Origin of the sequence: Rhizobium sp. RCC_161_2, assembly GCF_041355235.1 — a bacterium.
In the GTDB taxonomy this organism is placed as follows: domain Bacteria; phylum Pseudomonadota; class Alphaproteobacteria; order Rhizobiales; family Rhizobiaceae; genus Rhizobium.
Genome location: NZ_JBFUPL010000003.1, coordinates 390306 through 411368, shown reverse-complemented (window position 1 = coordinate 411368; position 21063 = coordinate 390306). Strand labels below are relative to the sequence as shown.

At 62.0% G+C, this 21063-nt stretch carries 20 protein-coding genes; 11 read left to right on the top strand and 9 right to left on the bottom strand.

Annotated elements, in window-relative coordinates; genetic code table 11:
• Positions 1 to 24: 24 nt before the first annotated feature.
• The 3 genes from AB6803_RS09820 to AB6803_RS09810 form a co-directional block, all read right to left on the bottom strand.
• The gene (locus AB6803_RS09820) at positions 25 to 501 is read right to left on the bottom strand and encodes a DoxX family protein (protein WP_371108700.1); all 477 of its coding nucleotides are present in this window, start codon (positions 499 to 501) and stop codon (positions 25 to 27) included.
• A 72-nt stretch (positions 502 to 573) separates the two neighbouring features.
• Entirely contained in the window at positions 574 to 1035 is a 462-nt protein-coding gene (locus AB6803_RS09815) for a tetratricopeptide repeat protein (protein ID WP_371108699.1), read from the bottom strand.
• A 19-nt stretch (positions 1036 to 1054) separates the two neighbouring features.
• Entirely contained in the window at positions 1055 to 2032 is a 978-nt protein-coding gene (locus AB6803_RS09810; RefSeq protein WP_371108698.1) for an MBL fold metallo-hydrolase, read from the bottom strand.
• Between the two features lie 137 nt (positions 2033 to 2169).
• On the opposite strand from AB6803_RS09810, the gene AB6803_RS09805 reads away from it, so the two are divergent.
• From AB6803_RS09805 to AB6803_RS09795, 3 genes are read left to right on the top strand one after another with little or no spacing between them, the layout of a single operon-like run.
• On the top strand, positions 2170 to 2385 hold the full coding sequence (locus tag AB6803_RS09805) for a hypothetical protein (protein WP_371108697.1): 216 nt from the start codon (positions 2170 to 2172) through the stop codon (positions 2383 to 2385).
• Entirely contained in the window at positions 2375 to 3124 is a 750-nt protein-coding gene (locus tag AB6803_RS09800) for a sigma-70 family RNA polymerase sigma factor (RefSeq protein WP_371108696.1), read from the top strand. The genes AB6803_RS09805 and AB6803_RS09800 overlap by 11 nt, the downstream gene beginning before the upstream one ends.
• Complete coding sequence (locus AB6803_RS09795; protein ID WP_371108695.1) at positions 3121 to 3909, top strand: anti-sigma factor; 789 nt, start codon at positions 3121 to 3123, stop codon at positions 3907 to 3909. Before AB6803_RS09800 ends, AB6803_RS09795 begins: the two co-directional genes overlap by 4 nt.
• Positions 3910 to 3941: 32 nt before the next feature.
• On the opposite strand, the gene AB6803_RS09790 is transcribed toward AB6803_RS09795, so the two are convergent.
• From AB6803_RS09790 to AB6803_RS09775, 4 genes are all read right to left on the bottom strand, one after another.
• Positions 3942 to 4694, bottom strand: a complete 753-nt coding sequence (locus tag AB6803_RS09790; protein ID WP_371108694.1) for an HpcH/HpaI aldolase/citrate lyase family protein — start codon at positions 4692 to 4694, stop codon at positions 3942 to 3944.
• 182 nt (positions 4695 to 4876) lie between these two features.
• On the bottom strand, positions 4877 to 6157 hold the full coding sequence (locus AB6803_RS09785; RefSeq protein ID WP_371108693.1) for a cysteine desulfurase-like protein: 1281 nt from the start codon (positions 6155 to 6157) through the stop codon (positions 4877 to 4879).
• A gap of 101 nt (positions 6158 to 6258) precedes the next feature.
• Positions 6259 to 6987: a GntR family transcriptional regulator gene (locus tag AB6803_RS09780; RefSeq protein WP_371108692.1), complete on the bottom strand. Its 729-nt coding sequence runs from the start codon at positions 6985 to 6987 to the stop codon at positions 6259 to 6261.
• Positions 6988 to 7053: 66 nt separating this feature from the next.
• Positions 7054 to 8025, bottom strand: a complete 972-nt coding sequence (locus tag AB6803_RS09775; RefSeq protein WP_371108691.1) for a DMT family transporter — start codon at positions 8023 to 8025, stop codon at positions 7054 to 7056.
• 127 nt (positions 8026 to 8152) lie between these two features.
• On the opposite strand from AB6803_RS09775, the gene AB6803_RS09770 reads away from it, so the two are divergent.
• Positions 8153 to 8914, top strand: coding sequence for a helix-turn-helix transcriptional regulator (locus AB6803_RS09770; RefSeq protein ID WP_371108690.1), 762 nt, complete (start codon positions 8153 to 8155; stop codon positions 8912 to 8914).
• A gap of 5 nt (positions 8915 to 8919) precedes the next feature.
• On the opposite strand, the gene AB6803_RS09765 is transcribed toward AB6803_RS09770, so the two are convergent.
• The gene (locus tag AB6803_RS09765) at positions 8920 to 9804 is read right to left on the bottom strand and encodes a sigma-70 family RNA polymerase sigma factor (RefSeq protein WP_371108689.1); all 885 of its coding nucleotides are present in this window, start codon (positions 9802 to 9804) and stop codon (positions 8920 to 8922) included.
• A 117-nt stretch (positions 9805 to 9921) separates the two neighbouring features.
• Between AB6803_RS09765 and AB6803_RS09760 the strand changes: the two genes are divergently transcribed.
• A complete protein-coding gene (locus AB6803_RS09760; RefSeq protein ID WP_371109005.1) occupies positions 9922 to 10380 on the top strand; it encodes a carboxymuconolactone decarboxylase family protein in 459 nt (152 codons plus the stop codon).
• A 58-nt stretch (positions 10381 to 10438) separates the two neighbouring features.
• On the opposite strand, the gene AB6803_RS09755 is transcribed toward AB6803_RS09760, so the two are convergent.
• On the bottom strand, positions 10439 to 11350 hold the full coding sequence (locus tag AB6803_RS09755; protein WP_371108688.1) for a LysR substrate-binding domain-containing protein: 912 nt from the start codon (positions 11348 to 11350) through the stop codon (positions 10439 to 10441).
• A 234-nt stretch (positions 11351 to 11584) separates the two neighbouring features.
• Here AB6803_RS09755 and AB6803_RS09750 point away from each other — a divergent pair, with 234 nt between their 5' ends.
• From AB6803_RS09750 to AB6803_RS09725, 6 genes are all read left to right on the top strand, one after another.
• Positions 11585 to 12397: an alpha/beta hydrolase fold domain-containing protein gene (locus tag AB6803_RS09750; RefSeq protein WP_371108687.1), complete on the top strand. Its 813-nt coding sequence runs from the start codon at positions 11585 to 11587 to the stop codon at positions 12395 to 12397.
• Between the two features lie 182 nt (positions 12398 to 12579).
• A complete protein-coding gene (locus AB6803_RS09745) occupies positions 12580 to 13767 on the top strand; it encodes an efflux RND transporter periplasmic adaptor subunit (protein WP_371108686.1) in 1188 nt (395 codons plus the stop codon).
• A 130-nt stretch (positions 13768 to 13897) separates the two neighbouring features.
• Positions 13898 to 17095, top strand: a complete 3198-nt coding sequence (locus AB6803_RS09740) for an efflux RND transporter permease subunit (protein ID WP_371108685.1) — start codon at positions 13898 to 13900, stop codon at positions 17093 to 17095.
• A gap of 252 nt (positions 17096 to 17347) precedes the next feature.
• On the top strand, positions 17348 to 18334 hold the full coding sequence (denD, locus tag AB6803_RS09735; RefSeq protein ID WP_371108684.1) for a D-erythronate dehydrogenase: 987 nt from the start codon (positions 17348 to 17350) through the stop codon (positions 18332 to 18334).
• Positions 18331 to 19215, top strand: a complete 885-nt coding sequence (locus tag AB6803_RS09730; RefSeq protein ID WP_371108683.1) for an NAD(P)-dependent oxidoreductase — start codon at positions 18331 to 18333, stop codon at positions 19213 to 19215. Before denD ends, AB6803_RS09730 begins: the two co-directional genes overlap by 4 nt.
• A gap of 7 nt (positions 19216 to 19222) precedes the next feature.
• A complete protein-coding gene (locus tag AB6803_RS09725; protein ID WP_371108682.1) occupies positions 19223 to 21007 on the top strand; it encodes an IlvD/Edd family dehydratase in 1785 nt (594 codons plus the stop codon).
• Positions 21008 to 21063: the final 56 nt, after the last annotated feature.

The following is a 21063-nucleotide window of genomic DNA, read 5'->3' as shown; positions in this document are numbered from 1 at the left end:
TCACGTGGATTGATATCGAGCTGCTTAGAGAATTCCCATGCCGATCACGCGGCGCAACGGCTGGCGCAGCTTGTCGTTCCGCGCCATGATGCGGCGTTCGAGAAAGCGATCGATCGACAGCGCGCCGGCACCTGTCGTCACCAGAACGAACATGCCGCCCGCAATCGCCAAGTCCTTTTCGAAATGCAGCATTTCGTTGTGGTTTGCGAAATCCGCGTGGAACATCAACGCGGTCGACAAGCAAAACAGCCCGAGCGACAAAGCGCCGAGGCGGGTCAGCAAACCGAGTGTGATCGACAGGCCTGCGGCGAGCTGCAACACGATCACGGCAACTACCAGCGGCTCAAAAACACCGAGCTTCGCCATAGCGATCACTGCGGCGTTGAAATTCAACGCTAGTGACGTTCCTTCATGCAGGAATATCCACGCCAGCAGCAACCGACCGGCCAGAAGCGTGATGTCCATTGGATGGACGACATTTGTATTTTCCGAATAGTCCATCTGTCATCTCCCGTGCGAGCTGATGGCCTGCGAGGCGTCGTTCGGCTTCGCAGGCGCGTGTTTGGTTTGAGATCAGTTGGTGGTCTTGGTGTCGATGGCCTTTTGCAGGTCCTCGAGCTCTTCGCAGCCGCTCGGGCAAAGCCGCTTGAGTGTCGCGAGCTGTTCCTTCGCCTTGTCCAAGTTGCCGGTCTCGACATAGAGCTCGCCGAGATATTCGCGGGCGCCCTTGTGATCGGGCTGCAGCTCCAGGGCCTTGGTGTAGTAGGTCAGCGACGTCTTGAAATCGCCGGTCTTTCTGAGCGTAAAGCCGAGCAGGTTGTAGACATCCGCCTGCTGATGATCCTCGGCCAGATCGCGAAGCTCCGCCAATGCCCCGGCATAGTCCTTCGCGTCGATTTTGGCGTGGACGGAGGTCAGGTCCGGCGCATCCGTGCTTTCCATATTGTCGACAGCAAAGGCCGGCAGTGCAGTGGCGGCAGGAATGATGAGCGCGGCGCAAAGGCTGGCAGCGCCGATGATGGCGTATTTGAACATGATATCTCTCCTTGAGTTTTCAGGCCTGGCTTGTCGGGGTGAAACCATAGGAATTGCCGTCCTTGACGAAGGTGCCGGAGCCCGGGAAGGGGAAATGCGAACCGCAGATCCTGATATTATCGGCAATGACGCGGTCGATCAGCTTGCGCCTCGTCACGACGGCCGCCGGTCCGTCCTGATCGTAGCTGCCTTCCCATTCCGGATGCGGAGCGAGCAGCGCCGGCACATACATGATGTCGGCGGAGACCAGAAGTTGTTCCTTGCCGGAGGCGACAAGGAAGGTGGAATGGCCGGGCGTGTGGCCGGGTGCCGCGACGAGGTGGACGCCCGGGGCAACTTCGGCGCCATCTCTGACCAGTTTCCAGTTCTTCCATGTCGGAAACACGTCCGCGATGCGGCGACCGGCATCCTTGCGGCCGGCGGCCAGCTTGTCGACGCGGCCCGGGGCGGTCCACCAATTATACTCGTCGGCACTGGTGACGAGTTCGGCATGCGCGAAAACCGGCGCATTGGTGCCTTTTTCCATCAGGCCCCAGACGTGGTCGGGATGGAAGTGCGAGATGATGACCGTGTCGATATTCTTGTAGTCGATGCCGGCCGCGGCCATGTTGGCCGGCAGGTGTGTGGCATTCACCTGCCATTGGCCGACGCCGGAGCCGGCATCCATCATGATCAGCCGATCGGCGATCTTCAGAACGACGACGGTGAGCGGGATGGGCATGAAATCCGTGGTCTGGCCGGCGGTGGCGAGCGCCTGCTTGGTATCCTCCACAGAGGCATTCTTGATGAAGGCGGGGTCATGCGGCTTGCGCCATATGCCGTCATAGATGGCGGTGACTTCGACGTCTCCGACCTTGTAGCGATAAAAGCCCACGGTCGGCTCCAGCGGCGTTGCGGCGCTGGCCAGTGATGGGATGAATTCCAGTCTCGCCGACAGGCCGAAAGCAGCGGCCGCTGCGGCCGAGCTCAGAACGGTGCGGCGCGTCATGTTGAACATTGCCTTATCTCCTCTTTGAGTGGCATCGCCACGCGAAGCGGAGGACAGGGGTCACTCAACGCCTCCGCTGTCAAAGGAGATCGCCGTTATCGGCGGATTATTCTCGGGCCTGGCTGAATTTCCGATAAGATTTTGATATGCTTGATCTAATTCTGCTGGCGCTAGAATTCTGGCCGGTGCACAGTGGTTATCATCAAGGAAATGCTGGCGCGGATATTGTGTCCGGCAAATATTTTTCTGCAGGTGGGAATAAAATACCGCCTGAAACGATCTGGAGAATGGAGAGCAATATTCACGCCGGGTCGAACCTGAGCGAAACCGTGCCGGAGCAATGCAGGGATCATGGTGGCTGACATTCAATCTGCCTTTCTCACCTATGACAGTCGCCCGTCGCCAGGTTTCCTCGCGGCGTGTCGGCGGCTTGTGGCCCGATTGTCGGCGATAGGCGCTTTTGCCCGGCAATCCATCGGCATCGCCCCGATGCTGCAATCGCGGCATGCCGACAGTGCAGTCGGCCTCGCTCCGCCGATCTCGCGCGACCTGATGTTGCGGTTCCAGAACACTGTCGTTCCTCATCTGGATGCCGCCTACAATTTCGCGCGGTTTCTGAGCCGGGATGCCGATGCGGCGCAGGATATCGTGCAGGATGCCTTCCTGCGCGCCTACCGCAGCTTCGACAGCTATCGCGGCGGTGAGCCGCGCGCCTGGATGTTTGCCATCGTCCGGAACTGTTACTACGCTTGGCTGAACGAGGACCGGCGCAAGGCTCGCTTCGAGACGCCGATGGCGATGAATGAAGCGATGGATGCGGATCAGCCACCTGCCGCTTACGAGATTGCCTCGGACGAGGACACGCCGGAGGCGGCCATGATCCGCAAGATGGAGTCGCAACAGGTCCGGCAGGTGATCAATTCGCTGCCGGACATATCGCGGGAAGTGCTGGTCCTTCGGGAGCTGGAAAGTCTGTCCTATCGCCAAATCGCCGATATCACCGAAGTGCCGATCGGGACCGTGATGTCCCGGCTCGCACGGGCCAGACGCGAATTCGGTGACGTATGGCAGGCCGGCGAGCGAAACGGGGCACAGTCATGAGCGAGAAAATCCCCGAAAGCTGCCCGGAATGGGAAACGGTCCTGCACTGCTATGTGGATGACGAACTCGATGCGGTTCATACGATGCAGTTCGAGCAGCATGTTGCGACGTGTCCGCATTGCACCGCCGCGTTGGAAGGTCTCAAAGAGATGAAGCGGGTCGTCGGTCAGGATGAGGTGAAGTGGAAAGCGCCGCCCGAGGTTCGCGCGCGTGTCATGACCGCGATTTCTCTTGAAGCAGCGCAGCAGCAAGCACCGCAACGTGTGGGCATGTGGTGGCGTTGGTTACAATCTTTCGGGCAATGGAGCTTCATCCCGTCGCTGGCGGCCCTGGCGGCGAGCTTGGTGCTGGTGCTCGGCAATCCCCAGACAAACGCGCCCCTTCAGGGAGAGCTGCTTGCCAGCCATGTGCGTTCCATGCTCGCCAGCCACCTGGTCGATGTGCAGACATCCGACCAGCATACGGTCAAACCATGGTTCAACGGCAAGATCGATTTCTCTCCGCCTGTGGTCGATCTTGCTGCGGACGGTTTTCCGCTGATCGGGGGACGGGTGGATTATATTGGTGGCCGGGTTGTCGCGGCGCTCGTCTATCGGCGCCACGGCCATGTCATCAATCTCTTCGTCTGGCCGGGGCCAACGGCCGGGCAGAGCGCGACGGCGCATGACGGCTATAATCTCGTCGAATGGTCGGGCGGCGGCTTGGTCTTCTGGGCTGTTTCGGATGTCAGTCCGGCCGATCTGGCCGCTTTCCGCGATAATTATTCGCGAGCGACGGCTCTATAGGCGCTGCTACTGGTCTATCCTTTCACAGTGCGCTAACGACGTGCCCGGGCAACTCCGTCGGCCAGACTGGCGCCCAGAAACATCGTATCGCTGGCAAGCAGGAAGAAGCTGATGCCGGCCTTCGACCAAGTGCCGATATCGTCGGGCGACGGGCGGAAAATGCCGACCGTTTTGCCGGCGGCAAGGGCCGTTTTCGCAATGGTTTCGATGGCGGCATCGAGCCTGTCTTTTCCCTCCGGACCCATGGCGTCGATCGAGACCGAGAGGTCGCCGGGGCCGATGAAAATGACGTCGATGCCGTCGACCGCGGCGATCTCGGCGATATTGGCGAGCCCCTCCGCCGTCTCGACCTGGACGGCGAGCACCAGCTCCGCATTGGCCTTGGCGAGATAATCCGGGATGCGATAGCCGTAAGCCGCTGCCCGGCCGGGGCCGACGCCGCGCTCGCCGATCGGAGGATAGCGCGTTGCCTGGACGGCGGCCTTTGCCTGCGCCGCGGTGGACACGCGCGGCACCAGCACGCCGGCGGCGCCCGCATCCAATACGGAGGCGATGGCTTCCGGTGCATGGCCGGGAACGCGCACCATGGCGGGAACCCGATGGACGTCGGCGGCGCGGATCAGGTCCTCGATGCGCTCGCGGCTGATCTGCGAATGCTCCCAGTCGACGCAGAGAAAATCGACACCGGAGGCGGCAATGACTTCGATGGCGACGGGATGTGGAATGGCGGCGAAGGTGCCGATGAGCAGGCTCTTGTCGATGCAGGCCTTGCGGAAATTGCTCATTGTTTTCCTCGCGCTCCGACGGTCCTGGCCAAGAGGGATAGATCGAGAAAACAAGCTTGCGAAGCGGCAATCTGTTTTAGAGTTGAAATATTTTATGGGCTGTCGGGCCGTCGGTAAGGATTGGGGCGGCGAGGCATTGCGGTGGCGGAGTTGTTCGGGCGCCGCCACCGCTCACACGCGGCTTATCTGTGCCGCGCCATGACCTCGGTAAGAACCTTTTCGAAGCGGGCGATTTCTTCGAGCTTGTTGTAGTGTACCAGAGAAACGCGGATTGCGCCTGTTTCCATTGAAAGACCGAGACGCTTCATCAGGCGCGGGGCGAACATATGGCCATCGCGCAGGCCGATGCCGGCTTCGCCCATCTCCGCGGCGAACTGCTGTGGCGTGATACCTGGCATATTGAAGCAGATGGTCGGCACGCGCTGTTCGAGGCGGGCATCGTCGGAAATGCCGTAGATGACGGCGCCATGGCGGTTCAGCACGGCGATCATCTCACGCGACAGCGTCAGCTCATAGTCACGGATCGCACCCATGGCGGCGGCGAGCGCTTCGCGGCGGGTGTGAGTAATTGCCGGCAGGAAGCGGCGTCCGAGATCTTCCAGATAGTGGATGGCGGCATTCATGCCGGCGACGTTCTCATAGGTGAAGGTACCGACCTCGATCTTGTAGGGCGGCACGTCCGGGATGAAGTCTTCCTTGAAGGTCGGCAGCTTCACCAGCGCGTCGTAGCGGCCCCAAAGAAAGCCCATATGCGGCGAGAAATTCTTGTAGCCGGAGCAGACGAGATAGTCGCAATCCCACGCCTGCACGTCGATCAGGCCATGCGGGCCGTAATGGACACAATCGAGGAAGACTTCGGCGCCGGCCGCATGCGCCAGGTGGCCTACGGTCGCGACATCGACGATCGTGCCGATGGAATGGGCGGTTACCGTGCAGGCGACGAGGCGGGTCCTGTCGTTCAGCAGCGGCTTCAGGTCTTCGGTGTGCAGCGTACCGTCTTCGCGCATGCGCCACCAGACGATCCTGGCGCCATCGGCTTCCAGCGCCAGCCAGGTGGCGATATTGGCGTCATGGTCCATGTCGGTGATGACGATTTCGTTGCGCTTGCCGAGCAGCTTGGCGATGCCGAGGCTCACCAGACGGATGAAGGATGTGGCATTCAGGCCAAAGGAAATCTCTTCCGGCCGGTAAGCGTTGACCAGCATGGCAACGCTTTCGCGCGCCTCGACCAGATTGCGGTCGACACCCTGGCTGTGCTGGTATTTCGCCATGCGCTGAACATTGAAATCGATCAGGTGGTTGGCGACGGCATCGACCACCGCTTGAGGCACCTGCGCGCCGCCGGCATTGTCGAGAAACACGAAATCGCCGGCCTTCTGGATGGCCGGGAACATGGCGCGGATTTCATCGACCGGGAAACTGTTATGGCCAGGAAAACTCGATGTGGAAGGGGAGGCGCTCATGATGATCTCGCTGAAAACGACTGGTCGATGTCAAGATATGATCATTTGATCACAAAATATTTTAAGGTTCAACTAGATTCGTCTCGTTGCGTTTCGGTGGCTTAGCGCCGCAGCGCCGAGGTGAATTTCTTGGTGCGCGGCTCGTCCTGCGTTGCCGGGCAATAATCGCGCAGGATCTCATGGGTGCGGCGGATATCGTCGATGACGCCGTCACGGGCGCGGGCGAAATCTCCGGCCTTCACCGCTTCGATGATCGGGAGATGCGGTGCTGCGGGATCGATCTCGCCGGTGCGCATCAGCGGTTCGACCGAGGCCGAGAGCATGCGCATATAAGGGCCGAAGCGTAGCCACAGCGTCTCGATCAATTGCAGCAGCACCTCCGAGCCGGAGGCGCGATAGATGGTGAAATGGAACTGCTGGTTTCGCACCATCAGGTCGTAGACATTGCTGCCAAGGCCGATGGCGTGCTGCTCGGCGGCGATGCGTTCCAGGGTCGCGATGTCGGTGGCGCTTAACCTGGGAATGCCGAGCTCGGCGGCCAGTCCCTCGACGGCGATGCGGGCGCGGCAGAGATCGTCGAGGCGGGCAAGCGTGACGATCGGAATGCGGGCCGAGCCGTTCGCTGCAACTTCCAGCGCATTTTCCGCCGCCAGCCTGCGCAGCGCTTCGCGCACCGGCATGTTGCTGGTCCCGAAGGTCTCGGCGAGGGAGGCGATGGTCAGAGACTGGCCGGGATCGAAATTGCCGGCCATCAGTGCATTGCGCAATTGCTGGTAAACGCCCTCCTGGATGGTCGTTCTCGATGACACCGGTTCCAGGCCTATGCGCACGCTCGCTTCCTTCTTGCTCGGGCGATTCCAGTCATGCCGGATATCGTAGAGCGAAGGGCAGCCGTGTCAAACCTCCTCGGTTTCCCAAGCCGCCTGACCGGCGCCGGACACCTCTTCGCCCTTGACGATCTTTGTCTGGCGGAGGCCGATGCCGACGCCGATCAGGGCAAGGGCACCGCCTATGGCGTGATAGGAATGCAATTGTTCACCGAGGACGGCCCAGGCGAGAGCTGCGACGACGATCGGCAGGAGGTTGATGAGCAGGGAGGTTCGCGCCGCCCCAAGCTTCTGGATGCCGATCATCCAGCACAGCGGTGCCAGCAGCGATGTCGGAATGGCTGCATAGAGGATCAGCGGCAGGTTGGCTGACGTGATCGGCGAGATATCGCCCATCAGGAAGACCGGGATCAGCAGGATGGTCGAAAAACCGATCTGCCAGAAAAGCTGCTGCCATATGGGAAGCGGCATCGCCCAGCGCTTCAGCATCACGCCGTAGAGCGAGTTAGAGAGGACGGCGACGATCATCAATGCGTCGCCTATGTGGAAGCCGCCGCTCAGCAAGGCGGCGGGATGGCCTTGGGAGGTCAGGTAGATCAGGCCGATCAGGGAGATGATCCCGCCGGCAATGCTAGCCGCCGTCAGCTTTTCTCCGGCCAGAACCCCGGCCAGCAATGTCGACAGCAGCGGCATCAGCGCCACGATCACACCCATATTGACCGCCGAGGTGGTCTTGGCCGCTTCATAGGCGAGGGTCTGGTAGATCACCATGCCGAGCGCGCCGAGGGTGGCGATCTTCAGCCAGTATTGGCTAAGAATTGCGCGGTTGCGCCACGCGGCAGGGCCGACAAAGGGCAGCAGGATGAGGAAGGCCAGCAGCCAGCGATAGAAGGAGATCGAGCCGGGCGAAATGACGCCGGCGGCCGCCTTGGTGACGACGGTGTTGCCGGACCAGATGAGGACGGTGAGCAGGGGCGCCAGCGCCGCGCTCGTCATGATGGCGGCGGTGTCGTTGGTCGAAGAAGTCGGGTTATTGCTCATGGCGTCCTCCTGTCGGATGGTCGGCCGGGTCGGGGTTATGTTGATGTTGCTTTTTACTGCCTGTCCGATTTCTGGTATATAGCGAGTTTCAGACACAGGTAGTGGATTGCGGACATAGGGAGTAGGGGTGGCGGCGCGAGAACCACGCATCGAGGGGGATCCGCCGCGTCCGGTTTCCTTCCGCACGGAGCATTACAAGGGCGGCACGGTATTCCCGGCCAAAAGCCAGCCATGGGGCGAACTCAACTATGCCCTTGCGGGCGTCGCCGAGTTCGTCATCGAGGGCGTGCGCTATCTGTCTCCACCCCATTACGCCATCTGGCTGCCGCCCGACACGATGCATGGCGCATGGAACCAGCATGACCTGCATTATGTCACAGTCTATGTCGAGCGTGCACTCTGCGCCGACCTGCCGGCCGAACCTTCGACGCTCAGCATCAGCCCGTTGCTGAAAGCGATCCTGGCGGACTTCGCCGCCCGCGATATCACTCTTCCAGAGACGGAAGAGGACCTGCGGCTGGTGCAAGTCCTGGTCGATCAGATCCGTCTCGCCCCGCGCAGTGAAAACTATCTGCCGCTGTCCGATGACCCCTTACTCGGTCCGGTGCTGAAAGCGTTGCAAGCCGATCCCGGCGATCGTCATTCTCTGGCGGAATGGGCGCGGCGGATGGGAACGACCGAGCGGACGCTGTCCCGCCGCTGCAACGATGACCTTGGCATTTCCTTCAACGAGTGGCGTCAGCGGTTGAGACTGGTTAAGGCGTTGGCGCTGATCGAGGCCGGCGAACCGGTGCGGCGGATCGCGACGCAGCTCGGCTATGGCAGCGCCTCCGCCTTCATCGCCATGTTTCGCAGGCTGACGGGAACAAGCCCGACGCGGCTTGGTTGAGGCCATTATGGATCGATCAGCAAGATCTCAAGCTTCCGCAACTCTTCGGGATCGGCCATCGCATTGATGCTGGTGATTCCACCATCATCGGCAATGATAAGGCGAAGCGCGATGCGCAATTGGCCACCGAGAATGACGACGGCGCCGACGGCCCCATTGATGACAGCAAGCCGGGCGCCCTGGGCGCGGCCGCGGAAGGTTTCGGCAACGGCGGAGCTGCCGCGGATTTCGGCAAGCGCGCCCATCCGCGTCGCGACCGCATCGGCGCGGAAGATGACGTCGGGATCGAGAGCCATGAGAAGGGCAGTCATGTCGCCGTTGCGCGATGCCGTGAAGAAAGCATCGACCAGATGGCGCTGACGGCTGAGGTCTGCCTCCGCGGCAACCGGCACTCCCTCCACCCGCCGGCGGGCGCGGCTGGCGAGCTGGCGCGTGGCGATGGTACTGCGCCCGACGATCGGGGCGATGTCATCGAAGGCCATGTCGAACATATCGTGCAGCACGAAAGCCAGCCGTTCAGCCGGCGTCAGCTTTTCCAGCACCACCAGCAGCGCGAGGCCGACTGAGTCGGCGAGCAACGCATCCTGCTCCGGGTCCGTGCCGTTTCCTGCCTCATGGCTGACGACCGGTTCGGGGACGCGGATGGTCAGCGGCTCCTCGCGCCGGGATTTGCGGCTGCGCAGCCAGTCGAGGCAGATGCGGGCGGTAACCGTCGTCAGCCAGCCGCCGAGATTGTCGATCTCTGACGTGTCGGCGCGGTTGAGCCGCAACCATGCCTCCTGCACCGCATCCTCCGCCTCCGTCCGTGAGCCCAACACGCGATAGGCAACGGCGCGCAAGTGCGGCCGGTTGGCCTCGAATTTCTCCGCCTGCCACTTTTTTTCGTCCATCAGTCACATTCCCTCATCCTGTTCCGTCATGCCTATGACGAACGAGGCCCGGCTGGTGTGACAATGGATCGGCACGGGAGCGGCATCGTCAAGACCAAAACATCCAAGGAGAGAATGATGCAAGCCCGTATGAAGAACCCCGCCCTTGTCCTGCCGGAAACCTTGCAGGCGCTTCTGGCGCTCAGCGCCTCGCTCAAGGGGCGCGGTCTGTCCGAAAACACCATGGACCTCGTGCATTTGCGCGTCAGCCAGATCAATGGCTGCAGCGTCTGCACCGACATGGGGTTCCGCAAGCTCCAGAAAGACGGGGAAACGGTCGAGCGTATCGTCGGCGTCTCCGCCTGGCGCGAGATGCCCTATTTCACCGAGGCTGAACGGGCCGCCCTTGCGCTTGGCGAGGCGGCAACCCGGCTTGCCGACCGGCCGGAGGCTGTGAGCGACGAGATCTGGGACGAGGCTGCCCGGCACTACGACGAGAAGGCGCTGTCAGCATTGATTGTCTCGATCGCGGTCGACAACGTCTGGAACCGGCTGAACGCGACGGTCCGGCAGCAGGCGGGAGCATCCTGGAGCTGACCCCGGATCGTGCCGAAGGAAGCACCGTCTCCCGATAGGGAGGCGGTTAGTTCACATGTCAGGCTTCGCTTACCTTCGACGTCACCAGCAGCTTTGCTAGCCAGTCGACGAAGACGCGCACCTTGTTGCTCAGGTGCCGGTTCGGGGGATAGACGATATGCAGCGGTATGGGGCTGCGGGTCCAGCCGGGGAGCACGGGGATGAGGTCGCCCCTTGCGAGTTCGTCGCGGATCATGAACGCGGGGGCCTGGGCTATGCCGAGGCCGGCCATCGCGGCGTTGACGTAGCTGCGGCTGTCGTTGACCGAGAGGATATAGCGCGGGCTGATTTCCAGCGATTCATTGCCGCGCTGAAATTCGAACGGGATGACCCGCCCGGTCTGCGCGCGAAAATAGCTGACGGCATAGTGCGTCGTTTCCAGTTCGTCCGGCCGTTCTGGCCGGCCGAATTTCTCGATATAGCGGGGAGCGGCGCAGGTGATGAGGGGTATCTCGCCCACCCGCCGGGCAATCAGCGACTGATCGCTCGGCATGCCGGCGCGCAGCGCGCAGTCGACATTTTCCGCCAGGTAATCCACCAGCCGATCGCCGACGCCGAGATCGATGTGGATGTCCGGGTAGCGTTGGTAGAAATCGCAAAGCGCCGGCATGATGATCTTCTCGGCGAAGGCGCCGGCCATTTCGACGCGCAGGCGGCCGCTCGGCAGGCTCTGCGAATTGCTGATGCTGCCGTCGAGTTCGTCGATCTCGGAGAGGATCTGGATGGCGCGTTCATAGTAGAGCGCGCCGTCGGTCGTCACCATGACGCGCCGCGTGGTGCGGTTCAGAAGCTTGGCGTGCAGATGCGCCTCGAGCGACTGGATGAGCGTCGTCACCGTCGCCTTCGGCATGGAGAGGGTCGCGGCGGCGCGGGTGAAATTGCCTGTCTCCACCACGCGTGCAAATGCCCGCATTGCTGATAGTTGGTCCATTCCATGGTGCCCTTCGACCCCAGAGAAAGCGGTCGATTGTTTGTCATTCGTGAATAGTCTAGTCGAATATAGGCCACTTATTCTCAGAACGGAATAACAATATGTTGTCTTCATGATTGTTGCAATGCGGTACGGGGCGCTAGAAGCCGCATTATCCTGAACATGGTCGCCAAGCCTGTGAAATGGCTTTAGGAAAAGGGGCATGTTCGACAGAATAGACAAGGATGTGGGTTCATGAGCGCGCCGTGGAAAGATGTTGTGCTGGAAAACGTGCCTACGGGACCGGTCGCAGCGCGGATCTATAACGGCGAGGGTCTCAAGAAGGCGGCACCCATCGTGCTTTATCTGCATGGTGGCGCCTTTCTCGATACCGAACATGCAACCGTTCGTCCGGTCGCCGCCAGCCTCGCGGAAGCCGGTGCGATTGTGATTGCCGCCGACTATACCAGCGGCAATCAAAATGCTTTTCCGCAGGTGCTGGAATGCGCCTACGGGATTCTCGCCTACCTCAGCAACAAGCGAAACATGCTTGAGCTGGGCGGAGCGAAAAAGTCGCTGCTGTTTGTCGCCGGTGAGGAATCGGGTGGCAATGTTGCAGCGGGTGTTGCTTTGAAGGCGCGTGATCAGATGCCCGGTTCGCTGGACGGACAGGTGTTGATATCGCCGCTTCTTGATCCCTTCATGGGGTCGAAATCTTTCCTCCAGGCGGAGGAAAGCGGCATGCGCGAGCGCTGGACGGAAGGCTGGAATCGCTACCTGGGTTTTCTGGGCGGTGTCTGTCATCCCTATGCGGCGCCTCGATACTGTTCGCGGCTTTCGGGCCTCGCGCCGGCATTGGTGCTCACGGCCGAGGACGACCCGCTCCGCGACGAGAGCATGGAATATGGCCGCCGCCTCAAGGAGGCAGGCGTCCGTGTTCGCCAGCAAGTCCTCCCCGCCGGGACAGGCTGGCCCACCCTCTACGGCGGGCAGTCGAAAGACAAGCCGTCATGGCAGCAGGATGTATGCTGTTCGTTCAAGGGTTTTGTCGAAGACGTACAGGCTTGATCGACACAGCATCCCGCCATCGAGTGGGACCACTGGAAGCGGATGCGGTGTTCTGGACGTGAAAAATAAGAGCGATCGCGTGCGTTAACATGGACGCGCTACGCTCTGGGTCCCGACGATATCGAGACGATTAAGAATTTTCGGTCCCGTGTCCCAAGCCGGGACCACAAGGAGAGACTAACATGACGTCCAACGGTAAGCGCTGGGCCCTGTGGGGCGCCGGCATGGGTGTTGCTGCGACTGTTGCGGGCGCAGCCTTCTATCTGGATCTGCCGCGCGGCGCGCAAGCGACCGAAAAGGCGGCGGCGGCAATGCCGGCCATTCCGGTGACCGTCGCGGCCGTCCAGGCACGTGATATCACCGCCTGGCAGGAGTTTTCCGGCCGGCTCGAAGCCATCGACCGGGTGGAGGTCCGTCCGCGCGTGGCCGGCGCCATTCAGTCGGTGCAGTTCCGCGAAGGCGCTCTGGTCAAGCAGGGCGACCTGCTGGTGACGATCGACCCGGCACCCTTTGAGGCGTCTGTCGCCCAAGCGCAAGCACAGGTCGGCGCGGCCAAGGCCAAGCTCGATCTTGCCAAGGTCGAAGTCGATCGCGGCCAGAAACTCTTCGACAACAAGACGATCTCGCAGAGCGACATGGATACGCGTACCAGCAACTACGCCGAGGCGGAAGCCAATCTGAAAGCCGCACAGGCATCGCTCCAGACCGCGCAGCTGAACCTCGACTATACGCAGGTCCGTGCCCCGATCGCCGGCCGTGTCGGCAAAATCGCTATCACGGTCGGCAATCTTGTCGCCGGCGGTTCGGCTTCACCGGCGCTGACGACGCTGGTCTCGGTCAATCCGGTCTATGCCAGCTTCAATGCGAGCGAGCAGACCGTTACCCAGGCGCTGGCTGAGCTTCCGGTCACCGATGGCGCAGCGCCCCCGGTCGAGCAGATCCCCGTGCAGATCGGCACCACCAATGACAACGGTACGCCGATCAACGGCAAGCTGCAACTGATCGACAATGAAGTCGATGCGGCAAGCGGCACCGTTACCGTGCGCGCCGTCTTCGACAATCCGGGCGGACGTCTCATCCCCGGCCAGTTCGTGCGCGTCCGCATGGGCCAGCCGAAGGCCGAGAGCAAGCTGGTGATCAGCGAGCGGGCGATCGGCACTGACCAGGACAAGAAGTTCGTCTTCGTGGTCGATGGCGACAACAAGGTCGTCTATCGCCAGATCAGCCTCGGCGACACTGCCGATGGCCAACGCATCGTCGAGACCGGCCTGAACGCTGGCGATCGGGTCATCGTCAACGGCCTGCAGCGGGTTCGCCCGGGCGCCGTGGTCGATCCGAAGCTGGAAGAAAAAGTCGCGGCCGCTCAATAATCGACATTGCCGGGAGAGTGCTCTCCCGGCGGTCGTCTCAATGCTCTGATTTTGGAATGCTCGTGGCGCATATCGCGGACGGGCCCGGACTCCGTGTCCTTTTACATTCACCCCTGGAGAGGGTTCTGCCATGAACATCTCAAGATTTTTCGTCGACCGTCCGGTGTTTGCCGGAGTGCTATCGGTCCTCATCGTGGTCGCCGGCCTGATCGGTCTTCGGCTGCTGCCGATTTCCGAGTATCCGGAAGTCGTGCCGCCGTCGATCGTCGTTACCGCCCAATATCCTGGCGCCAACCCCAAGGTTATCGCCGAAACCGTGGCGACGCCGATCGAAGAGCAGATCAACGGCGTTGAAGGCATGCTCTACATGAACAGCCAGGCGACATCCGATGGTCTGATGACGCTGACGGTCACCTTCAAGCTCGGCACCGATCCGGACAAGGCGCAGCAGCTGGTGCAGAACCGCGTTTCGCAGGCCGAGCCGCGCCTGCCGCAGAACGTGCGCGATCTCGGCATCACTACGGTCAAGAGCTCGCCTGACCTGATGATGGTGGTCAACCTCATCTCGCCGGATAACCGCTACGACATCACCTATCTACGCAATTACGCGACCTTGAATATCAAGGACCGGCTCGCCCGCATCGAGGGTGTCGGCCAGGTTCGCGTGTTCGGATCGGGCGATTATTCCATGCGCGTCTGGGTCGATCCGCAGAAATCCGCGGAACGCGGCCTTGCCGCAAGCGACATCGCAAATGCCATTCGTGCACAGAATATCCAGGCCGCCGCCGGCATCATCGGCCAATCACCAAGCGTTCCTGGCATTGATGTGCAGCTCAACGTCAACGCGCAAGGCCGCCTGACGACGCCGGAAGAGTTCGGCAATATCATCGTCAAGAGCGGCAGCAACGGTGAGATCACGCGCCTGCGCGATGTCGCGCGTATCGAGCTCGGTGCCGCCGACTATTCGTTGCGTTCACTGCTCGACGGCAAGCCGGCGGTGGCTGTTCCGGTCTTCCAAGCTCCAGGCTCCAACGCCATCACCATCTCGGACGATGTCGTCAAGACAATGAACGAGTTGCAGGCGGCGATGCCCGACGGCGTGAAGTACGAGATCGTCTACGACACCACGCAGTTCGTGCGCTCGTCGATCGACAAGGTTGTGCATACGCTGCTGGAAGCGATCGCGCTGGTCGTTGTCGTCGTCATCCTGTTCCTGCAGACATGGCGTGCCTCTATCATCCCGCTGATCGCCGTTCCTGTCTCGATCATCGGCACTTTTGCCGTGATGTATGTCTTCGGCTTCTCGATCAATGCGCTCAGCCTCTTCGGCCTAGTGTTGGCAATCGGTATCGTCGTGGACGATGCCATCGTGGTCGTCGAAAACGTCGAGCGTAATATCGAAAACGGACTCAGTCCGCGCGATGCGACCTATCGCGCCATGAAGGAAGTCTCCGGCCCGATCATCGCGATCGCGCTGGTGCTGGTCGCCGTCTTCGTGCCGCTCGCCTTCATCTCCGGCCTGTCGGGCGAATTCTATCGTCAGTTCGCCTTGACGATTGCGATTTCGACGGTGATTTCCGCCTTCAACTCGTTGACGCTGTCTCCGGCTCTGGCGGCCCTTCTCTTGAAGGACCATCATGCGCCGAAGGATATGCTGACGCGGGTGATGGACGCGGTGTTCGGCTGGTTCTTCCGCGGCTTCAACAAGGTGTTCAACCGCGGCTCCCATGCTTACGGCAAGGGCGTCGGCGGCATCCTGTCGCTGAAGAGCCTGGTCATGGTGATCTATCTCGCCCTGATCGGCGCGACCTACTTCCTGTTCCAGACCGTACCGGGCGGTTTCGTGCCGCAGCAGGACAAGCAGTATCTGATCGGCTTCGCGCAGCTACCAGATGGCGCGACCCTCGACCGCACGGATGACGTCATCCAGCGGATGAGCAAGATCGCCCTGGAGCAGCCGGGCGTCGAACATGCCATCGCTTTCCCTGGCCTGTCGATCAATGGCTTCACCAACTCCTCCAACGCCGGCATCGTCTTCGTGACCTTGAAGGGGTTCGAGGAGCGCACGACGCCGAACCTGTCGGGCGGTGCCATCGCCATGCAGCTGAACCAGAAGTTCGGGGCGATCCAGGATGCCTTCATCGCCATGTTCCCGCCACCGCCCGTCCAGGGTCTCGGCACGACTGGCGGCTTCAAGCTGCAGATCGAGGACCGTGCCGGTCTTGGTTACCAGGCGCTCGACGAGGCCAACAAGGCGTTCATTGCGAAGGCCTATCAGACGCCGGAACTAGCCGGCATCTTCTCGAGCTACCAGATCAACGTGCCGCAGCTCTTCGCAGATCTCGATCGCGCCAAAGCTGAGCAGCTGGGGGTTTCGGTGACCGACGTCTTCGACACGCTGCAGATCTATCTGGGTTCGCTCTATGTCAACGACTTCAATGCCTTCGGCCGTACCTACAGCGTGCGTGTGCAGGCGGACGCCAAGTTCCGCTCGCATGCAAGCGATATCGGCCAGTTGAAGGTCCGGTCGGCATCGGGCCAGATGATCCCGCTATCGGCGCTCTTGAAGGTCGAGGCCAGCACCGGTCCGGAACGGACGACGCGCTACAACGGCTTCCTCGCCGCCGATATCAACGGTGGCCCAGCTCCGGGCTTCTCGTCCGGGCAGGCCCAGGCCGCCATCGAGCGCATCGCCAACGAAACCCTGCCGAAGGGCATCGGTTACGAATGGACCGATCTGACCTACCAGCAGATCCTGGCCGGCAGTTCAGGCATCCTGATCTTCCCGCTGGCCCTGCTGCTCGTCTACCTCGTGCTGGCCGCCCAGTATGAGAGCGTCACCCTGCCGCTTGCGATCGTCATGATCGTGCCGATGGGCGTGCTCGCTGCCCTGACGGGTGTCTGGCTAACGGGGGGCGACAACAACATCTTCACGCAGATCGGCTTGATGGTGTTGGTGGGCTTGTCGGCGAAGAACGCGATCCTGATCGTGGAATTCGCCCGCGAGCTGGAATTCGAGGGCCGCACGCCGGTCCAGGCCGCCATCGAGTCCAGCCGCCTGCGTCTGCGCCCGATCCTGATGACCTCCATGGCCTTCATCATGGGCGTCGTGCCGCTGGTTACCTCGACCGGCGCCGGGGCCGAGATGCGCGCTGCCATGGGTGTCGCGGTGTTCGCCGGCATGATCGGCGTGACCTTCTTCGGCATCTTCATGACGCCGGTCTTCTACGTGCTGATTCGCAGAATGGCGGGCAACCGTCCGCTGAAGCAGCATCACAGCAACGACAATAACCATTCGGCGGAGGTTCTCCCTATCGCCGCCGAATAGGACTGCCGTATCGGGTAGCACCCCCAGTGCCCGATGTGACATGGGCGGGACCGCAAGGTCCCGCCCTTTTCTGTGCTTGCACCACGTCGATATTTTCCATTTCGGCCAATCTGTTTTTCGAAGATTTTGCCGCTCGCCCGTCAATTTCGTTTGCATGCCGACGCCATGGGTTTATCAAGCACATAGGCATATTGACTGACGTACATCGGGCCGGAGGAGCTGTCCCGATGCGCGTTATTGCGAGGAGGATGCATGCATATCGCCATCATCGGAGCAGCCGGCATGATCGGCCGCAAACTGACGGCACGGCTGGTGGCCGACGGCGGACTTGGCGGCCGTGAGATCACGCGGATGACGCTGGTCGATGTCATCGAGCCGCCGCAGCCGGAAGGGTTTAACGGCAAGGTCAAGGCGCGTGCCAGGGATCTGTCCGCGCCCGGTGCGGCCGAGAAGATCGTGGCCCGTCGGCCGGATGTGATCTTCCATCTTGCTGCCATCGTTTCGGGCGAGGCGGAGCTGGATTTCGAAAAAGGCTACCGTATTAATCTCGACGGCACGCGGCTGCTTTTCGAAGCGATCCGTGCTGCCAACACCGAGGACGGATACAAGCCACGCGTCGTCTTCACCTCATCCTGCGCCGTCTTCGGTTCGCCTTTCCCGACCACTATCCCGGACGACTTTCATCTGACGCCGCTCACCAGTTACGGCACACAGAAGGCGATCAGCGAACTGCTGCTGGCCGACTATACGCGACGCGGATTTCTCGACGGTATCGGGATTCGACTGCCGACCATCTGCATTCGCCCCGGTAAACCGAACCGTGCCGCTTCCGGCTTCTTCTCGGGCATATTGCGCGAGCCGCTGGTCGGCATGGAGGCGGTGCTGCCGGTGCCAGAACAGGTGCGGCATTGGCATGCCTCGCCGCGTTCGGCGGTCGGCTTCCTCGTTCATGGCGCGACGGTCGATCTGACGCCGCTGGGCGCGGATCGCAGTCTCTCCATGCCCGGTGTCAGCGCGACTGTCGGCGAGCAGATCGAGGCGCTTCGGCGCATCGCCGGCGACAAGGCGGTGAAGCTTATCCGCCGCGAGCCCGACGAGCTGGTGATGCGCATCGTCTCCGGCTGGGCGCAGGGCTTTACCGCCAAGCGTGCGAAGAAGTTGGGGTTTGCGGCCGACAAGTCCTTCGACGAGATCATCCGCGCTCATATCGAAGATGAGCTCGGAGGACAGCTGCCATGACCGGTCGCAAGATCGCCTTCCTCGGGACCGGATTGATGGGTGCTCCGATGGCGCGGCGCCTGCTCGGCGCCGGCTTTGCCGTCACCGTCTGGAACCGTGACCGGAACAAGGCGGATGCGCTGGCGGCTGACGGTGCGACCGTCACAGCAACGGCGGCGGAGGCGGCCAAGGGAGCATCGGTGCTTTTTACCATGCTGACCAATGGCGGCGCGGTGAGCGAGGTCCTGTTCGGAAGCGGGGTGATGGATGCACTGGCGCCTGGCGCCGTCGTCATCGATAATAGCTCGATCGCGCCTCCGGTCGCCCGCGAGCACGCCGCGAAACTGGCTGAGCGCGGTTTTCGCCATATCGACGCGCCCGTCTCGGGCGGTGTTGTGGGGGCTGCGGCCGGAACGCTGGCGATCATGGCCGGCGGCGACGCCGATGTCATCGATAGCGTCCGCGATGTGCTTGCGCCGCTTGGCCGCGTCACCCATGTCGGCCCGAGCGGCACCGGCCAGCTCGCCAAGCTCGGCAATCAGCAGATCGTTGCGGTCACCATCGGCGCGATCGCTGAGGCCATGCTGCTGGTGGAGGCCGGTGGCGGCTCGCGGGAGGCTTTCCGCGCCGCCATTCGTGGCGGCTTTGCTGAGAGCCGGATTCTCGATCTGCACGGCCAGCGCATGATCGATCGCAATTTCGAGCCCGGTGGAACCTCCCGCAATCAGCTGAAGGATCTCGACACGGTTCTGGCTGCCGCTCGCAGCCTGTCGCTTCATCTGCCTTTGACTGAAACCGTCAGGGCGGAATTCGCCGAATTCGTCGAAAATGGCGGCGCGGAGCGTGATCACAGCGGCCTGTTGCTGCATCTGGAAGACAAGAACGGCCGAGGAAAGGCTTGAGAAAGATATGAGCGACAACGGTCCATCCAAACGTCGTCTGCGTTCGCAAGACTGGTTCGACAATCCCGATCATATCGACATGACCGCGCTCTATCTCGAGCGCTTCATGAATTACGGCATCACGCCGGAAGAGCTCCGCTCTGGCAAGCCGATCATCGGCATTGCCCAGAGCGGCAGCGATCTTACGCCATGCAACCGTCATCACATCGATCTTGCCAAGCGCGTCCGCGACGGCATTCGCGATGCCGGCGGCATTCCGATCGAGTTTCCGACCCATCCGATCTTCGAGAATTGCAAGCGCCCGACGGCTGCGCTCGACCGCAATCTTGCCTATCTCGGCCTTGTCGAAGTGCTCTACGGCTATTCGCTCGATGGCGTCGTGCTGACGACCGGCTGCGACAAGACCACGCCGTCGGCGCTGATGGCGGCGTCCACCGTCAATATTCCGGCGATCGTGCTCTCCGGCGGGCCGATGCTGGATGGCTGGCACGACGGCGAACTGGCCGGCTCCGGCACGGTGATCTGGCGTTCGCGCCGCAAGCTCGCGGCCGGTGAGATCGACGAGGAGGAGTTCATGGAGGCGTCGCTCGCCTCTGCCCCTTCGATCGGCCATTGCAACACCATGGGCACGGCTTCGACCATGAATGCCATGGCCGAAGCACTCGGTATGTCGCTTACCGGCTGCGCCGCCATTCCCGGTGCCTATCGCGAGCGCGGGCAGATGGCCTATCGCACCGGGCGGCGCGCGGTTGAACTGGTGCTCGAAGACATAAAGCCGTCCGACGTGCTGACCCGGCAGGCCTTTCTCAATGCTATCCGCGTCAATTCCGCCATCGGCGGGTCGACCAATGCCCAGCCGCATCTGGCGGCGATGGCCAAGCATGCCGGCGTCGAGCTTCATCCGGAGGACTGGCAGGTGCACGGCTTCGACATTCCGCTGCTTGCCAATGTGCAGCCGGCGGGTGCCTATCTTGGCGAGCGCTTCCACCGCGCCGGCGGCGTACCGGCCATCATGTGGGAGCTGTTGCAGGTCGGCAAGCTCGATGGCGACTGTCCGACGGTGACCGGCAAGACCATGGCAGAGAACCTGAAGGGGCGCGAGGCGACGGATCGTGAGGTCATTCTCCCCTTCGCCGCGCCGCTGAAGGAGCGGGCGGGCTTCTTAGTGCTGAAGGGCAATCTCTTCGATTTCGCCATCATGAAAATGAGCGTCGTGTCGGAGGATTTCCGCAGCCGCTATCTGCAGGAGCCGGGCCGCGAGGGCGTGTTCGAGGGCAGGGCGGTGGTTTTCGACGGCTCGGAAGATTACCATAATCGCATCAACGATGCGGACCTCGGCATCGACGAGAATACCATTCTCGTCATCCGCGGCGCGGGGCCGATCGGTTGGCCGGGGTCTGCCGAAGTCGTCAACATGCAGCCGCCGGATGCACTGCTGAAACGTGGCATCCGCAGCCTGCCGACGATCGGTGACGGCCGCCAGTCGGGCACCGCCGACAGCCCGTCGATCCTAAATGCCTCGCCGGAAAGTGCGGCGGGCGGCGGGCTTGCCTGGCTGAGAACGGGTGACACCATCCGGATTGACTTCAATCACGGCCTTTGCGACATGCTGGTGGAAGAGGCGGAAATCGAACGCCGCAAGGGCGACGGCATTCCGGCCGTCCCGCCGGACGCGACGCCCTGGCAACGCATCTATCGCCGCTCGGTCACGCAGCTTTCCGACGGCGCGGTGCTCGACGGTGCGGCCGATTTCCGCGATCTCGCGGCCAAGCCGCCGCGTCACAATCATTAACCAAAAAGTGATCGCAATGATGGCTGCGGGCAAAAGCCTGCAACCATGTGGAGGTC

Bases quoted from the DNA above. Each gene is read 5' to 3' on its own strand.
- AB6803_RS09765 (WP_371108689.1), bottom strand. From the start codon at position 9,804: ATGGACGAAAAAAAGTGGCAGGCGGAGAAATTCGAGGCCAACCGGCCG.
- AB6803_RS09745 (WP_371108686.1), top strand. From the start codon at position 12,580: ATGACGTCCAACGGTAAGCGCTGGGCCCTGTGGGGCGCCGGCATGGGT.
- AB6803_RS09820 (WP_371108700.1), bottom strand. From the start codon at position 501: ATGGACTATTCGGAAAATACAAATGTCGTCCATCCAATGGACATCACG.
- AB6803_RS09790 (WP_371108694.1), bottom strand. From the start codon at position 4,694: ATGAGCAATTTCCGCAAGGCCTGCATCGACAAGAGCCTGCTCATCGGC.
- AB6803_RS09730 (WP_371108683.1), top strand. From the start codon at position 18,331: ATGACCGGTCGCAAGATCGCCTTCCTCGGGACCGGATTGATGGGTGCT.
- AB6803_RS09800 (WP_371108696.1), top strand. From the start codon at position 2,375: ATGGTGGCTGACATTCAATCTGCCTTTCTCACCTATGACAGTCGCCCG.
- AB6803_RS09740 (WP_371108685.1), top strand. From the start codon at position 13,898: ATGAACATCTCAAGATTTTTCGTCGACCGTCCGGTGTTTGCCGGAGTG.
- AB6803_RS09755 (WP_371108688.1), bottom strand. From the start codon at position 11,350: ATGGACCAACTATCAGCAATGCGGGCATTTGCACGCGTGGTGGAGACA.
- denD (WP_371108684.1), top strand. From the start codon at position 17,348: ATGCATATCGCCATCATCGGAGCAGCCGGCATGATCGGCCGCAAACTG.
- AB6803_RS09810 (WP_371108698.1), bottom strand. From the start codon at position 2,032: ATGTTCAACATGACGCGCCGCACCGTTCTGAGCTCGGCCGCAGCGGCC.
- AB6803_RS09760 (WP_371109005.1), top strand. From the start codon at position 9,922: ATGCAAGCCCGTATGAAGAACCCCGCCCTTGTCCTGCCGGAAACCTTG.
- AB6803_RS09785 (WP_371108693.1), bottom strand. From the start codon at position 6,157: ATGAGCGCCTCCCCTTCCACATCGAGTTTTCCTGGCCATAACAGTTTC.
- AB6803_RS09775 (WP_371108691.1), bottom strand. From the start codon at position 8,025: ATGAGCAATAACCCGACTTCTTCGACCAACGACACCGCCGCCATCATG.
- AB6803_RS09795 (WP_371108695.1), top strand. From the start codon at position 3,121: ATGAGCGAGAAAATCCCCGAAAGCTGCCCGGAATGGGAAACGGTCCTG.
- AB6803_RS09750 (WP_371108687.1), top strand. From the start codon at position 11,585: ATGAGCGCGCCGTGGAAAGATGTTGTGCTGGAAAACGTGCCTACGGGA.
- AB6803_RS09805 (WP_371108697.1), top strand. From the start codon at position 2,170: ATGCTTGATCTAATTCTGCTGGCGCTAGAATTCTGGCCGGTGCACAGT.
- AB6803_RS09815 (WP_371108699.1), bottom strand. From the start codon at position 1,035: ATGTTCAAATACGCCATCATCGGCGCTGCCAGCCTTTGCGCCGCGCTC.
- AB6803_RS09725 (WP_371108682.1), top strand. From the start codon at position 19,223: ATGAGCGACAACGGTCCATCCAAACGTCGTCTGCGTTCGCAAGACTGG.